The sequence below is a fragment of the Micromonospora sp. NPDC005305 genome (assembly GCF_040607315.1).
Classification (GTDB): Bacteria; Actinomycetota; Actinomycetes; order Mycobacteriales; family Micromonosporaceae; genus Micromonospora.
On sequence record NZ_JBEXGL010000022.1, the window covers coordinates 24,249 to 38,526 of the forward strand.

Annotated in this window: 15 protein-coding genes, 1 tRNA gene and 1 pseudogene; 10 read left to right on the forward strand and 7 right to left on the reverse strand. The window is 74.1% G+C overall.

The window, feature by feature from the left end:
* Positions 1 to 12: 12 nt before the first annotated feature.
* On the forward strand, positions 13 to 570 hold the full coding sequence (locus ABZS80_RS27230; protein ID WP_355060201.1) for a CGNR zinc finger domain-containing protein: 558 nt from the start codon (positions 13 to 15) through the stop codon (positions 568 to 570).
* A 114-nt stretch (positions 571 to 684) separates the two neighbouring features.
* Here the strand turns inward: ABZS80_RS27230 and ABZS80_RS27235 are convergent, their stop codons facing one another.
* A complete protein-coding gene (locus ABZS80_RS27235; RefSeq protein WP_355060310.1) occupies positions 685 to 1,149 on the reverse strand; it encodes a nucleoside deaminase in 465 nt (154 codons plus the stop codon).
* Entirely contained in the window at positions 1,098 to 1,682 is a 585-nt protein-coding gene (locus tag ABZS80_RS27240) for a DinB family protein (protein WP_355060203.1), read from the reverse strand. Before ABZS80_RS27240 ends, ABZS80_RS27235 begins: the two co-directional genes overlap by 52 nt.
* Positions 1,683 to 1,833: 151 nt before the next feature.
* Between ABZS80_RS27240 and ABZS80_RS27245 the strand changes: the two genes are divergently transcribed.
* Positions 1,834 to 2,250, forward strand: a complete 417-nt coding sequence (locus tag ABZS80_RS27245; RefSeq protein WP_355060205.1) for a site-specific integrase — start codon at positions 1,834 to 1,836, stop codon at positions 2,248 to 2,250.
* A 148-nt stretch (positions 2,251 to 2,398) separates the two neighbouring features.
* Here the strand turns inward: ABZS80_RS27245 and ABZS80_RS27250 are convergent.
* Positions 2,399 to 2,474, reverse strand: a tRNA-Arg gene (locus tag ABZS80_RS27250).
* A gap of 167 nt (positions 2,475 to 2,641) precedes the next feature.
* Here ABZS80_RS27250 and ABZS80_RS27255 point away from each other — a divergent pair.
* Positions 2,642 to 3,379, forward strand: coding sequence for a hypothetical protein (locus ABZS80_RS27255; RefSeq protein ID WP_355060207.1), 738 nt, complete (start codon positions 2,642 to 2,644; stop codon positions 3,377 to 3,379).
* 74 nt (positions 3,380 to 3,453) lie between these two features.
* On the opposite strand, the gene ABZS80_RS27260 is transcribed toward ABZS80_RS27255, so the two are convergent.
* On the reverse strand, positions 3,454 to 4,473 hold the full coding sequence (locus ABZS80_RS27260) for an alpha/beta hydrolase (protein WP_355060209.1): 1,020 nt from the start codon (positions 4,471 to 4,473) through the stop codon (positions 3,454 to 3,456).
* Between the two features lie 88 nt (positions 4,474 to 4,561).
* Positions 4,562 to 4,972 (reverse strand): HPF/RaiA family ribosome-associated protein, encoded by a 411-nt coding sequence (locus ABZS80_RS27265; RefSeq protein ID WP_151461107.1) that lies wholly within the window; start codon positions 4,970 to 4,972, stop codon positions 4,562 to 4,564.
* A 276-nt stretch (positions 4,973 to 5,248) separates the two neighbouring features.
* Here ABZS80_RS27265 and ssb point away from each other — a divergent pair, with 276 nt between their 5' ends.
* From ssb to ABZS80_RS27280, 3 genes and pseudogenes are all read left to right on the forward strand, one after another.
* Positions 5,249 to 6,076, forward strand: coding sequence for a single-stranded DNA-binding protein (ssb, locus tag ABZS80_RS27270; RefSeq protein ID WP_355060211.1), 828 nt, complete (start codon positions 5,249 to 5,251; stop codon positions 6,074 to 6,076).
* A 94-nt stretch (positions 6,077 to 6,170) separates the two neighbouring features.
* Positions 6,171 to 7,238 carry a cobalamin biosynthesis protein gene (locus tag ABZS80_RS27275; RefSeq protein ID WP_355060212.1) on the forward strand — a complete coding sequence of 356 codons (1,068 nt, stop codon included), beginning with the start codon at positions 6,171 to 6,173 and terminating at the stop codon, positions 7,236 to 7,238.
* A pseudogene (locus ABZS80_RS27280) lies at positions 7,235 to 8,882 on the forward strand (cobyric acid synthase); the annotation flags it as partial. The gene ABZS80_RS27275 and the pseudogene ABZS80_RS27280, both read left to right, overlap by 4 nt.
* Here ABZS80_RS27280 and ABZS80_RS27285 read toward each other — a convergent pair.
* Positions 8,781 to 9,182 carry a rhodanese-like domain-containing protein gene (locus tag ABZS80_RS27285; RefSeq protein WP_355060312.1) on the reverse strand — a complete coding sequence of 134 codons (402 nt, stop codon included), beginning with the start codon at positions 9,180 to 9,182 and terminating at the stop codon, positions 8,781 to 8,783. The pseudogene ABZS80_RS27280 and the gene ABZS80_RS27285 overlap by 102 nt on opposite strands.
* 110 nt (positions 9,183 to 9,292) lie before the next feature.
* Between ABZS80_RS27285 and ABZS80_RS27290 the strand changes: the two genes are divergently transcribed.
* From ABZS80_RS27290 to ABZS80_RS27305, 4 genes are all read left to right on the forward strand, one after another.
* Complete coding sequence (locus tag ABZS80_RS27290; RefSeq protein WP_355060214.1) at positions 9,293 to 9,946, forward strand: hypothetical protein; 654 nt, start codon at positions 9,293 to 9,295, stop codon at positions 9,944 to 9,946.
* A 36-nt stretch (positions 9,947 to 9,982) separates the two neighbouring features.
* Positions 9,983 to 11,335, forward strand: coding sequence for a dipeptidase (locus ABZS80_RS27295; RefSeq protein ID WP_355060314.1), 1,353 nt, complete (start codon positions 9,983 to 9,985; stop codon positions 11,333 to 11,335).
* Positions 11,336 to 11,413: 78 nt separating this feature from the next.
* Positions 11,414 to 11,620: a hypothetical protein gene (locus tag ABZS80_RS27300; protein ID WP_151464953.1), complete on the forward strand. Its 207-nt coding sequence runs from the start codon at positions 11,414 to 11,416 to the stop codon at positions 11,618 to 11,620.
* Positions 11,621 to 11,720: 100 nt separating this feature from the next.
* Positions 11,721 to 13,313, forward strand: coding sequence for an ATP-dependent DNA ligase (locus ABZS80_RS27305; protein ID WP_355060216.1), 1,593 nt, complete (start codon positions 11,721 to 11,723; stop codon positions 13,311 to 13,313).
* A gap of 31 nt (positions 13,314 to 13,344) precedes the next feature.
* On the opposite strand, the gene ABZS80_RS27310 is transcribed toward ABZS80_RS27305, so the two are convergent.
* Positions 13,345 to 14,160, reverse strand: coding sequence for an SURF1 family protein (locus ABZS80_RS27310; protein WP_355060218.1), 816 nt, complete (start codon positions 14,158 to 14,160; stop codon positions 13,345 to 13,347).
* Positions 14,161 to 14,278 lie beyond the last annotated feature (118 nt).

Consider the following 14,278-nt stretch of genomic DNA (forward strand, 5'->3'; position numbering starts at 1 on the left):
TAACGTTGCCGCATGAGACAACCCGGAGATCGGGACCCGGCACCCGGTTCTCTTGCCTTGGTCCAGGACTTCGTCAACACAGCCGACCTCGAAGGTGGAAGCGACTTTCTCCGTGACACGGACGAAGTGGTGTCGTTCTGGGTGAGTCACGGCGGCAGCAAGTCCGATCTCTCTGCTCTTACCGCTGAGGATGTCGCCGTTTGTCGGGATCTGCGCAACGCGTTGCGGGCGGCGTGCCGCGCGCACGCTGGCGTGGAGGTGCCATTGCCGTCGACGCTGGACGAAACATTTCGACAAGGCCCACTGGTTCTGCGCGTGAACACGTCAGGCGATGCGTCTCTGCAGCCCGCGCCGAACTTGACACGTTCATCGCTGGTAGTCGCCACAATCGCAGCCGCCGTCTTCTCGGCCGTTGCGGCCGGCACATGGTCGCGGCTGAAAGCGTGCGCGGCCGATCCATGCCAGTGGGTGTACTACGACCGCAGTCCCGCAGGCCGTAGTCGCTGGTGCACCATGGCCATCTGCGGAAGCCGAGCCAAAATGCGCACTTACCGAGCCCGCACCTCCTAGCCCACCACAGCACGTGCGCCACCATCCGCTCATCGGCAGATCCGGATGCCGTCGGCGGTCCGCGCCAGTGGCGGTAGCGGAGGTCTGCAGCGCGCCTCGGCAGCGCGCGCCTGGTCAGAACTTGGGCTCGACCGATGAGGGCAGCATGTCGGCCCACTTGCGTAGTACGTCGACGGCCTGGTCCCGGAGGGCTGCGTCGGCAACCTCTTCGCGCAGCGACCGGCGGTCGGCTGGCAGGGCGACCTCGCGGTAGAACTGAAGGTCTTCGAAGCCGTAGGTGGCTACGTCGTGGCTGCTGGCTCCGAAGATGAGGCGGGGGATGCGTGCCCAGTAGCAGGCCATGAGGCACATGGGGCATGGCTCGGTACTGGCGTACATGACTCTGTCTTCGAACAGGTGCCGCCCTAGGTTTCTGCCAGCGTGGCGCGCCCCGGCAAGGACAGGCTGGGCGCCTGGCAGAGCAGCGAGCCAGCGTCCGACCTCTTGAGGACTAGATGAGGACTGCTGCCGGCCGCGCGCGGCAGGCCCTAAGCCTTGATTGGTGCGGCCGACCTGGCGGCCTGCTCGATCTTCGCGCAGTGGGCTGCACGGGCTTCCTCGTCGATCTGCTGCTCGTTTTCGGCGCGCACCCCGGTCCGGCCGTCGAGGCCCTCGCGCAGGATATCGGCGTGCCCGGCATGCCGGATGGACTCGCCGAGGACATGGACCATGATGGCGAACAGGTTCGTGTTGGGATAAGGCTCCGGCCACCACGGCACGTGACCGGGGGCGTCGAGGGGAAGCTGGTTGATCGTCGCGTCCGAGTGTTCCCACGTGCGCCGGTAGAACGCGATGATTTGATCGCGGGTCTCGTCCTCGGTCGCCCACAAATCGTTGCCGTTGGAGTCCTGCCACCGGGGCAGCGGTTCCGGGGAAGGGCGGTTGAAGACCTCGCCGAAGTACCGGGCCTCGACGGTGGCCACGTGTTTGACCAGGCCGAGGAGGTTGGTCCCGGTCGCTGTCAAAGGTCGGCGGGCGTCGTATTCGGACAAGCCGTCGAGTTTCCAGAGCAGCGCCTCGCGGTCCCGCCGCAGTCTCCCGTGCAGGTTGGCTTTCGCGAATTCATCGTTCATGCGGCACGAGCCTGCCATGGGCTACTCGTGTCCTCAAGATCCCGTACGTGGTCCGCAACGACTGGCAGAGCCGAGGCCAGGTAGCCGATCTACGCAGTGTGGTGTTCCTGCGCTAGCCGGTCGGGCCGGTGACGCGGAGCGGGAGGAACTGGTGCATCGCAGCGCCGCCAAGTCGGTTCGTCCCCCTGCAATGAAGCAGGTCGAGCGTCGCGCCCTGGGCGTGGATGAGGCCAAGAGGCTGCTCGATGCGCTGCGGGGTCACCGCCTGGAAGCGTTGTACGTCTGCGCCCTGACGGTCGGGCTCTGTCGCGGAGAACTGCTCGGGCTCGCCTGGTCGGACATCGACTTCGACGCTGGCACCCAGACCGTTCGGCAAACCGTTCAGCGGGCCGGGGGCCGGCTGCAGATCGTGGCACCCAAGACGGAGCCGTCCCGTAGAACGGTGCCAGTGCCGGCGCGGACCCTTGCGCTGTTCCGGGCTCATCGCCGGCAGCAAGCCGCGGACCGACTGGCGGCGGGGGAGCGGTGGCAGGATCACGGGCTGGTCTTCCCGTCCAGATCGGGCTGACCATGAACACCTACGCCCATGTCCTACCGGACCTCGAGCGGGCCGCCGTGGACGAGGCCGCGAAGCGCCTCTTCGGCTGACATGGCTGTACGGGACCGGTGGCGACTGACTGGGCTGGGAGCGGCAGGCCCTTGACCTGGGGTGACGGTGGTGCGCCCGGCAGGATTCGAACCTGCGGCCTTGGGATTAGAAGTCCCCTGCTCTATCCGCTGAGCTACGGGCGCGCGCCGACGATGTCGCGCCAAGAGGGTACCGCCGACCCCGGGCTCGCCGGGGGAACGGGTGGTCGCGGCCACGTCCTGCTCAGCGTCCCACGTCATGGCCGCCGCGGGCATCCCGGATATCCGGGTCACGGTCCACCGACGCCGGGCCGGTCCGTACCCTCGGCGTCGTGCTGCTCGACCAGGAAACCGAGAACGAGATCGCGTACGAGCTGTGCCAGCTCCTCGGCCGCGCCATCCTCCCCGTGAGCGGGTCGGACGGGCCCGGTGCGCCGGGTACGACCTTCGGCGCCGCCTTCTTCTACAGCGAGCTGGTCGGCGCGACCGACGACGGTGAGGTGGTGCACGAGTGGCTGCTCACGGCCGCCGCGACCACCCGGACACCGTACGGGGAGATGGGGCTGCGGCCGAGCGTCACCGAGCCGGCGGAGGCGGCGGCGGAGCCCATCGCGCTGCCTGATTTCGCCGACCGGTGGCTGCACCTGGCGGAGCTCGGCCTGGCCGCCATGCCCACTGGCGGGCTGCACGGACATGCCGAGGACGGGGGCTGGCGCTGGCGTACCCAGCAGGTGACCGACGCAGTCGCCGCGCCGGCCGACGTGGTCGCCCGGGTCGGCGTGGAGCCCGGGTCGGCGTTCGTGCTGGCGCTCGGCGTCGGCGACGACGGCTCGCGGCCGTTGGAGGCGGTGATCGAGCGGGTGGCGCGGGCCGGCGACCGGGTGCGGGTCACCACGGAGCTGCCGTCCGGGTACGTGGGCGCGCCGGTGTTCGGCGTCGAGGCGCTCGACGGGGAGCTCTCGCTGCGCTGCCTGGGCCTCCTGCTGCCGGCGGATGAGGGTGGCCACCCGGTCGCGACGTTCGACCGGATCCGGTCGGCCCTGGCGGCGGCGACCGCCGGTTACCGCTGACCGGCCGGGCTCAACCCTCCGGTCACCGCTGAACGGCCCGGCTCAGCACTCCGGTCACCGCTGAACGGCCCGGCTCAGCCTTCGGCGGTCGCGCCGGCCGCCTCGTCGGCCGGCCGCCGCGGCGCCGGCGCCGCCGGCTCGGTGGGGCCTGCGCCGAGGAAGCCCTCCGCCCACCGCCCGACCTCAGTGAAGACCTTCTCGCGTACGGCAGAGCCGGAGAGGGTCAGGTCGTGCAGCCCGCCGTCGAAGCGGGCCAGGGTGACGTGCCGGCCGAGTCGGGGTGCCCAGCGCACCATGTGCTCCACGTCGAGCACCGCGTCGGCGAGGGTGGCCGAGTCGTGCCACTTCGTGCCCCGGTAGCTGCGGGTCGAGCAGGCCAGCAGCACGGGCACGGGGATGTCCAGGCCGGCCCGGAGCTGGCGCTGCCCGGCGCGGATCGCGTTGATCCAGCCGGCCCGCACCGGGAACCCGGCGAGCGGCTTCCAGGCCAGGTCGTAGCGCCACTCGCCGCGGTGGTCGGCGTGCAGGCTCTCGCCGTACACGGTGCCCAGCCCGAACGGGAGGATGCGCTGCGGCGCCCGGCGGCCCAGCCGGGAGACGGCGGCCGCGAGGGGCCGACGGACCAGCCAGGGCGCGTTGATGTCGAAGAAGGGGCTGTTCAGCACGATGCCGTCGACCAGGCCGGCCTCGCGGCGGGCGTGCGCCCAGAGCGAGATGATCAGGCCGCCGGTGGAGTGGCCCATGGCGAGCAGGGTGTCGTGGCCGTCGTCCTCGCGGATGATCTTTGCGGCGGCGTCCAGCTCGGGGAAGTAGTCGCTCAGGTCGTGGCAGAAGTTCGGCGTCTGGTGCGGTTGCAGGCTGCGGCCGTACTTGCGCAGGTCGAGCGCGTAGAAGTCCCAGCCGCGCTCGGCGAAGAAGTCGGCGACGTGGGTCTGGAAGAAGTAGTCGACGAAGCCGTGCACGTAGAGCACGGCGCGGCCGGTCGGGCGGTCCGCCCGCCGGCGGACCAGGGTCGCGACGACCGGTCCCTCGTCGTCGGTGCCCAGGTCGATGGTCTGCCGCTCGTACGGCGGTCCCAGCACGTCGGGTTCCACGACCGCGACGGTACGCCGCCAAGCTACCCGGCGGTAGCCCCCGCCCCCGTCCGCCGGCACCGGGTGCGGACGGGGGCGGGGGAGGGCCTCAGACGGTTTCCGCGTCGGCCCGCTCGGCGGCCTGCGCGGGGACGCCCTCGGGCTGGTCGATCTCGCGCAGGTGCTTGTTGTGGCGCGGCTCCTGCCGGGTCTTCGCGTCGTTGAGCCGGCGGCGCAGGTCGTCCCGGACGTCGTTGAGCGCGGCGTGCAGGTCCTCCTCGGAGGAGGTGGTGACGATCTTCTGCCGGCCCGCGATCCAGCACTCCAGGGTGACCTTCTGACCCCGCGCGTTCCGGTCCTTGACCGACACCTCCAGCTCGGTGGCGTCGGCGTGGAACCCGGCGAGCCGGGCGTCGAGGGTCGCGAACTGCTCCGCGATCCAGGTGCGGTCGCCCTGGGAGAACCCGGCGCCCACCCGCAGGCACTCGGCCACGGTCGCGGGGTTCGCCACGGCGCTCATCGCCGGGCCTCGCAGACGTCTCGGAGAAGCATCGTCGCTCCCTTTCTCTCGGTTGATCAAGTTCATACCCAATCCGGGCGCGTCCGGAACACGGCTGCTGACCATGTTCCTTCGCAGGTCAGGGCCCTAGGGCCGCTGGTCCTAGCAGACGGGGAGCTTGATCCGGTGGTTGTCCACAGCCGGCTCCGCCGTCCACAGCCCGCCCGGCGACGGCTGGTCCCCCGCCGGCCGCCGGCCGAGGCTCACCCCACAAGCCGAGTTCCCCTGGGAGGGGCGATGTTCGATACGTACGTCACGATCGTCGGCAACGTGCTGACCGCGCCGGAGTGGCGCCGGACCACCCAGAGCAACACCCTGGTGGCCAACTTCAAGGTCGCGTCGACCGCCCGCCGCCTCGACCGGGAGAGCGGCCGCTGGGTCGACGGCAACAGCCTTCGGGTGCGGGTGAACTGCTGGCGGAAGCTGGCCGAGGGGGTGGCCGCCTCTGTGGCGGTCGGCGACCCGGTGGTGGTGGCGGGCCGCCTCTACACCCGCGACTGGACCGACGACGCCGGCAACCACCGCACCCTCTACGAGCTGGAGGCGGTTGCCGTCGGGCACGACCTGGCCCGGGGCCGGGCCCGGTTCCTGCGCAACCGGCCGAGCATGACGACCAGCACGGTCGAGGACGCCGAGGCGGAGAGCCGGGTGCACGGCGAGGCCACCGAGCCCGTGCCGGTCGGGCAGGCCCCCGCGGCGCTCGACGACCGGCCGTTCGACGACGAGTTCCCGCCACCCGAGTTCTCGGTTTCCCGGGTCGGCCTCTCCGGCGGGGCGGACGCGACGACGGGCGACCTCGACGAGCTGGCCGACCCCTTCGACGAGCGGCCCGACGGCCCGACCACCGAGCGGGACGACGTGAACGCCGGGCGGGACGACCTGGCCGCCGAGCCGGACGACCTGGCCGCCGCCGCGGACGACGACGACCTGGCCGCCGCCGCGGACGACGACGAGCTGGGCGCCGAGCCGGTCGGCGGCGGGCCCGATCCGGCCGGCGTGGCTGTGGGCGGCACCGGGTCCGGCCGTGGCCGGCGGGGCCGGGGGCGGACCGCGGTGCCCGCCTGAGCAGCCCCGGATCGTGCAACGGGGGAGCGGGGTGGCGACGCCGGCGTGGCCACCCCGCCGTACGGCTAGGCTGGCCGGCCGGAGGTGGTGACGGGTGCGGCAGGCGACCGCCATGGCGAACGCGGCGGGACTGGTGGCGGGCTACGCCCTGGACTCGCTGCTCGGCGATCCTCAACGGTGGCACCCGGTGGCCGGCTTCGGCCGGGCGGCCGGCGCCCTGGAGCGACGGATCCACCGACCCGAGCGATCGGCCGGCGCCGCGTTCACCGCGCTCGCGGTCGGCGCGCCGGTGCTGCTCGGGGTGGCCGCCGGCCTCGCCACCCGGCGTCACCCGGTGGCCCGGGCCGCGCTGGTGGCTGCCGGCACCTGGACGGTGCTGGGCGGGCGCACCCTGCGGCACGAGTCGCGGCTGATGGCCCGGGCCCTGCACGCGGGTGACCTGCCCGCCGGCCGGGGCCGGCTCAACCACCTCTGCGGGCGGGACCCGTCGGCGCTCGACGAGCCGGAACTGGCCCGGGCCACCGTCGAGTCGGTCGCCGAGAACACCTCCGACGCGGTGGTCGCCCCGCTGGTCTGGGGCGCCGTCGCCGGGCTGCCCGGCCTGCTCGGCTACCGGGCGGCGAACACGCTCGACGCCATGGTCGGCCACCGCTCGCCCCGCTACGCGCGGTTCGGCACCCCGGCCGCCCGCCTCGACGACCTGCTCAACCTGATCCCCGCCCGGCTGACCGGGCTGCTCACCGTCGCCGTGGCGCCGGCCGCGCACGGGGACCGCGCCACCGCCTGGCGGGTCTGGCGGCGGGATCGCAACGACCACCCCAGCCCGAACGCGGGCCAGTGCGAGGCGGCGATGGCCGGGGCGCTCGGAGTCCGGCTGGGCGGGCGCAACGTCTACTTCGGACGCGAGGAGACCCGGCCGTTCCTCGGTGACGGGCCCCGGCCCGAGGCGCGGCACCTGAAGCGGGCCGCCCGGATCTCCGGCGCGGTCGGTCTGGCCGCGCTCGGCCTCGCGGCGGCGTACCCGGTGACCGTCGGCCGCCTCGTCGGCGCGACCGGCCGCGCCGCGCTGCGCGCCCTCCACCAGGCGCGGGCCGCGAGCGGGGCGCGATCGGGGAGCGGGGCGCGGGCCGGGAGCGGGACGCGACGGGGGAGCGGACGATGAGCGGCGGGCTGCTGGTCGCCGGGACCACCTCCGACGCCGGCAAGAGCGTGCTCACCGCCGGGATCTGCCGCTGGCTGCGCCGCCGTGGTGTGTCGGTCGCCCCGTTCAAGGCGCAGAACATGTCCAACAACTCGGCCGTGGTGGTCGGGCCGGACGGGCGCGGCGGGGAGATCGGGCGTGCCCAGGCCATGCAGGCCGCCGCCTGCGGGCTCGCGCCGGACCTGCGCTTCAACCCGGTGCTGCTGAAGCCGGGCAGCGACCACGCCAGCCAGGTGGTGCTGCTCGGCGAGGCGGTCGACACGGTCACCGCCGGCAACTACCGGGAGCTGCGTCCCCGGCTCGCCGGGACCGCGTACGCGGCGTTGGCCGAACTGCGGGCCGAGTACGACGTGGTGATCTGCGAGGGCGCGGGCAGCCCGGCCGAGATCAACCTGCGGGCCGGCGACTACGTGAACATGGGGCTCGCCCGGCACGCCGGCCTGCCCGCCGTCGTGGTCGGCGACATCGACCGCGGCGGGGTGTTCGCCTCGATGTTCGGCACGGTCGCGCTGCTCGACCCGGCCGACCAGGCCCTCGTGGCCGGCTTCGTGATCAACAAGTTCCGGGGCGACCTCGGGCTGCTCCAACCCGGGCTGGACATGCTGCACCGGGTCACCGGCCGCCCCAGCCTCGGCGTGCTGCCCTGGGCGCTCGACCTCTGGCTGGACGCAGAGGACTCGCTCGCGTACGGGCGGGTGCTCGGCCGGCCGGCGGCGCCCCGGGGCACCGAATGGCTCGACGTGGCGGTGGTCCGGCTGCCCCGGATCAGCAACGCCACCGACGTCGAGGCGCTGGCCACCGAGCCCGGCGTCCGGGTGCGGCTCACCATCGAGCCGGCCGAGCTGGCCGCCGCCGACCTGGTGGTCCTGCCCGGCTCCAAGTCGACCGTGGCCGACCTGGCATGGTTGCGGGAGTCCGGCCTGGCCGACGCCGTCCTGGCGCACGCCGCCGCCGGCAAGCCGCTGCTCGGCATCTGCGGCGGGTTCCAGATGCTGTCCCGGGCCATCCACGATCCGGTGGAGAGCCGCCAGGGCAGCGTGCCCGGCCTGGGGCTGCTCCCCGTCGAGATCACCTTCGATCCGCGCAAGACGGTCCGGCGTGCCGCCGGCACCGCGGCGGGGGATGTGCCGGTCCACGGCTACGAGATCCACCACGGCCAGGTCTCGGCCGCCGACCCGGGCCTGCCGCCGCTGCTCCGCTACGCCGACGGCGCCGGCGAGGGTGCCCGGCTGGGCGCGGTGCACGGCACCCACTGGCACGGCGCCTTCGAGTCCGACGCCTTCCGGCGGCGCTTCCTCACCGAGGTCGCCGCGCTGGCCGGGCGGACCGGGTTCAAGGTCGCCCCGGACACCTCGTTCGCCGCCGCCCGGGAGCGCACCCTGGACCTGCTCGGCGACCTGGTCGAGGAGCACCTCGACACCGAGGCGTTGTGGCGGCTGATCGAGTCCGGCCCGCCGGCGGACCTGCCGTTCATCCCACCCGGCGCCCCGAACGTGTGAGGGGTCAGTGGCGGATGTCGGCGGGGCGGTCGGACATCGGCAGGCCCGCCTCCCGCCAGCCCTGCACGCCGCCGATCATGTCGGTGGCCTGGCGCAGGCCGAGCGCCTGGAGGCTGGCGGCCGCCAGGCTGGAGCTGTAACCCTGCCGGCACACCACCACGATCTGCCGGTCGTAGCTGGTCGACTCCGGGATGCGCCAGGCGCTGGCCGGGTCCAGCCGCCACTCCAGCACGGTCCGGTCGATGACGATCGCCCCGGGCAGCTCGCCCTGCTCGCGGCGTTGCGCCTCGGAGCGCGTGTCGACCAGCAGCGCCCCGGCGCGGACCGCCTCGACGGTGTCGTGCGGGGTGAGCCGGCGGAGACCGGCCCGAGCCTGTTCGAGGAGGGCGTCGACGCCCGGACTCATCACGTCATGGAGCACCCCCCGATCATGCCGACGGCGAGGCGGACCCGCCCGGTGAACGGCCCGCTGGTGCCGCAGGATCCAGCGGACGGGGGACGGCTAACGTCGGCCGGGTGACGGTGGCGGTGGTCGAGGCGTACGCCGGGTTGGCCCGGCGGGTGCTGGCCGGGCCGGCGCGGTTGGGGCGTACCCGACTGGTGGCGGTCGACGGGCCGAGCGGCGCGGGCAAGAGTGTCTTCGCCACGCGCCTCGCGGACGCCGTCGCGGCGCTGCCCGGCGGCGCCCGGCCGCCGGTGGTCCGCACCGACGACCTGCTCGACGGCTGGGACGACCAGCTCACCTTCTGGCCCCGGTTAGAGGAGTGGGTGCTCGGGCCGGTCCGCGCCGGCCGGCCGGGGGCCTACCGCCGGTACAGCTGGGTGCGCCGGCGCTTCCTGGACCGGGCGGTGCCGGTGCCGGCCGGGCCGGTGCTGATCGTCGAGGGGGTGAGCGCCGCGCGGGCGGCGATCCGGCCGGAGCTGACCCTGTCGGTCCTCGTCACCGCGCCGGCCGGGTTGCGGCTGTCCCGGGCGCTCGCCCGCGACGGCGCGGAGACCCTGCCGGAGCTGCGCCGCTGGCACGCCGGGGAGCGGGCGCACTTCGCCGCCGACGGCACCGCGGCCGCGGTGGACCTGGTGGTCGACGGCGCACCCGACCTGCCGCACGACGCCGACCGCTACTACGTCCGCCGGCCGGGGGAGACGGGCTCGGACGGCGAGGGCAGGTAAGGCCGGCATACGATTCCGGTCATGACCACACCGATCATGTCCGAGTCCGAGGTGCGGGCCGCCGTCGAGCGGGAACTGCCCGGCGTCCGTGCCGACCTCGAGCGACTCGTCCGCATCCCGGGCATCGCCTTCGCGGGCTTCGACCACTCGCACGTGGAGCGTTCCGCCGAGGCGGTGGCGGAGCTGCTGCGCGGCTGCGGCCTCGACACGAAGATCGTGCGCTCCGGCGGCCAGCCGGCGGTGATCGGGACGAAGCCGGCCCCGCCCGGCGCGCCGACCGTCCTCCTGTACGCCCACCACGACGTCCAGCCGGTCGGCGACCTCTCGCTCTGGGAGTCCGACCCGTTCGAGCCGGTGGAGCGGGACGGCCGCCTCTACGGCCGGGGCGCCGCCGACGACAAGGCCGGCATCATGGCGCACGTCGCCGCGCTGCGCGCGTTCGGCGACCAGCTTCCGGTCGGCGTCGTCCTCTTCATCGAGGGTGAGGAGGAGTACGGCTCGGACTCGCTGGAGCGGCTGCTGGCCGAGCACCGCGACGAGCTGGCCTCGGACGTCATCGTGATCGCCGACTCCGGCAACTGGGACATCGGGGTGCCCGCGCTGACCACCTCGCTGCGCGGCATCGTCAACTGCTTCGTCGAGGTGCGCACCCTCGACCACGCGGTGCACAGCGGCATGTTCGGCGGTGCCGTGCCGGACGCGCTCACCGCCCTGGTGAAGCTGCTCGGCACGCTGCACGACGATGCCGGGAACGTGGCCGTCGAGGGCCTGGTGGGCCGGGAGGGCGCCGCCGTCGACTACCCGGAGGACCGGTTCCGCGCGGAGGCCGGCCTCGTCGAGGGCGCGCAGCTCTTCGGCAGCGGCCGGATCACCGACCGGCTCTGGACGAAGCCGGCCCTGGCCATCCTGGGTGTCGACGCCCCGGCCACCGGGGAGGCGCCGAACGCGCTGGTCCCGGCCGCCAAGGCCAAGCTGAGCGTACGGCTGGCGCCGGGCGACGACCCGAAGCAGGCGTACGCGGCGCTGACCGCGCACCTGGAGAAGCACGCCCCGTGGGGCGCCCGGGTGACGGTGACCTTCGAGCACGACGGCTCGCCCTGCGTCATCGACGCTACCGGGCCGATGTTCGAGGCGGCGCGGGCGGCGTTCCGGGGGGCCTGGGACGGCACCGACCCGGTCGACATCGGCGTGGGCGGGTCGATCCCCTTCATCGCCACCTTCCAGGAGATGTTCCCCGCCGCGGCGATCCTGGTGACCGGTGTGGAGGACCCGCACGCCCGGGCGCACGGGCCGAACGAGAGCCTGCACCTGGGCGAGTTCGCCCGGGTCTGCGTGGCCGAGGCGCTGCTGCTCGCGAACGTCGCGGAGGCGGGCGCGAACCGCCCCTGAGGTGTCGAAACCGCAACTTCGGGGCCGATGTCGGAGTTTGCGGTGTGTCGGGCGACGGGGTGTTATAGCCTCTCGAACATGCGTACGAACGACGAGATGTCGCGGCTCCAGGCCGCCGTCAGTGCTCTGGGGGACGTCGATGTCTCCGCGTGGCCCGAGGACACGCTGAAGGATCAGCTCGGCGAGCTCTCCGCCGTGCTGGTCGCGCTCGACACGCTGCTCACCCGGGTCGCCGACGAGGTGCGTGCCCGGGGCCTCCGCATCGAGGAGCCCGTCTCGGCCTGAGCCGGCCCGCCGTTTCCGCGATCGTGGCGGGTTGACGTTCCTGGGGGACGCCAACCCGCCACGATCGGAAGCGCCCGAGGTGTCGGGGGTGGCTGGCAGGATGAGGGACGTGCGGTTCCTTGAGCTGGCGGCCACGTCGGCGGCGGTGGGCGCCACCAGCGGCCGACGGGCCAAGGTGGAGCTGCTGGCCGCCGCGCTGCGGTCGCTCGATCCCGACGAGGTGCCGGCGGGCGCCGGCTACCTGGCCGGCGAGCTGCGGCAGCGGCAGACCGGGGTGGGCTGGGCGAGCCTGCGTGACCTGCCCCCGCCGGCCGCCGAGCCGAGCCTGACCGTGGGTGGCGTCGACGCGGCGATCGAGGAGATCGCGGCGGTCGGCGGCGCCGGCTCGCAGGCCCGGCGGCGCGAGCTGCTCGGCCGGCTCTTCGCCGCGGCCACCGCCGACGAGCAACGGCTGCTGGTCGGCCTGTTCCGCGGCGAGCTGCGCCAGGGCGCCCAGGCCGGTCTGCTCACCGAGGCGGTGGCCCGGGCCGCCGACGTGCCGGTCGCCGCCGTCCGGCGGGCGCTGCTGCTCGCCGGTGACCTGCGGGCGGTGGCGGTCGCGGCGCTCTCCGGCGGGGCGGCCGCGCTGGCCGGGTTCGGGCTCCAGGTGGGCCGCCCCCTCGCCCCGATGCTGGCGCAGAGCGCGCCCTCGGTCGACGAGGCGCTCACTGCCACGGGCACCCCGGCGGTGGTCGACGTCAAGCTCGACGGCATCCGCATCCAGGTGCACCGGTCCGGCCGGGACATCGCGGTCTTCACCCGCAGCCTCGACGACATCACCGGCCGGCTGCCCGGGGTCGTGGCCGCCGTCCGCGCGCTGCCCGCCCGCGAGCTGGTGCTCGACGGCGAGGCGATCGGGCTGGACGCCGAGGGCCGCCCGCTGCCGTTCCAGGAGACCTCCAGCCGGGCCGCCCGGCGGATCACCCCGAGCACCACCGGGGGCGCACCGGTGGCGCCCGCCGTGCTCGCCGCGGCCGAGCGCACCGGCGAGACGGTGCTGACGCCGTACTTCTTCGACCTGCTGCACCTCGACGGCGCGGACCTCATCGACCTGCCCGGCCGGGAGCGGTGGGCCGCGCTGGCCGGCGCGGTCGACCCGGCGCTGCTGGTCGGCCGGGTGGAGGTGGACGACGCCGAGCAGGCCGGGGCCGCCTTCGCGGCGGCGGTGGACGCCGGCCAGGAGGGGGTGGTGGTCAAGGACCCGGCCGCACCCTACGACGCCGGCCGGCGCGGCGCGGCCTGGGTCAAGGTGAAGCCGCGGCACACCCTCGATCTGGTGGTGCTGGCGGTCGAGTGGGGCAGCGGCCGGCGGCAGGGGTGGCTCTCCAACCTGCACCTGGGCGCCCGCGACCCGCGCACCGGCGACTTCGTCATGCTCGGCAAGACGTTCAAGGGGCTCACCGACGAGTTGCTGCGCTGGCAGACCGAGCGTTTCCTCGCGCTGGCCGTGGAGAAGGGCGACTGGGTGGTCCGGGTCCGGCCGGAGCAGGTCGTCGAGATCGCCTTCGACGGGGTGCAGACGAGCAGCCGCTACCCGGGCGGGATGGCGCTGCGCTTCGCCCGGGTGATCCGCTACCGGGACGACAAGACCGCCGCCGAGGCGGACACCATCGACGCGGTCCGGGCCATCCACGTCGGTCGGGTCACCGGCTGACCGGGCGATCGGGCCCGGCGCGGAGCGGGACTCAGGTGGCGGCCGGCTCGGCGGCCCGGTCCACCGGCTCGCGCGGCCCGTCGAGGCCGGCCAGCCGGCGCGCCTCCCGGCGGGCGACCCAGCCGTAGCCGACCAGGCTCATGGCGGCGAAGAGCCACCACTGCACCACGTAGCCGAAGTTCTGCCAGTTGTTGGTGTGCCCGATGGGCACCGCCTGGAAGGTCGGGTCGGCGGCCGGTGTCTGCTGGTCGAGCAGCACGTAGCCGCCGGACACCGGGTAGGGAAGCTGCTTCGCCAGGCGGGGGATGCTGATCCGCCGGGTCTCCAGCTTGCCGTCGCGCCGGTCGACCGCGCCGCCGCCGCTCTCGCTGGACACCAGCCGGCCGGTGACCGTCACCTCGCCGGCCGGCGCGGCCGGCACCTGCGGCTGGGCGGTGGCGTTTCCGCCGGGGACGGGCGGGACCCAGCCCCGGTCGACCAGCACGGCGCTGCCGTCGGCGAGGACCAGCGGGGTGAGCACCTCGAAGCCGACCTTGTTGTCGACGGTGCGACCGCGGACCAGGACGACGTTGGCGCTGTCGTACCGGCCGGTGGTGGTGACCCTGATCCAGGTGAGCCGGTCGGCGGGGGCCGGGCCGGCGGTGCCCGGGCCACCGGTGGGGGCCGGCAGGGCGTCGCGCAGCGGCGCGGGGGTCATGGTGGCGCCGGCGTCGATCCGCTCGTTGATCGCGGTGCGGCCCCGGTAGCGGTCCAGCTGCCAGTTGCCGAGGAAGACCATCACCGCGGCCGCGACCAGGGTCAGCGCGAGATAGCCGAGCCAGCGCGGGGTCAGCAGGAACCGGTACACGTTGGCCAAGGCTACCCGTATGAGCGGCGCCACTGGCCCCGGCCGGCCCGGAACGGGGCGATCGCCGGCCGCCGCGCGTCGGTCCGGACGGGTATGGTCACGCGGGCGGAAACCACCC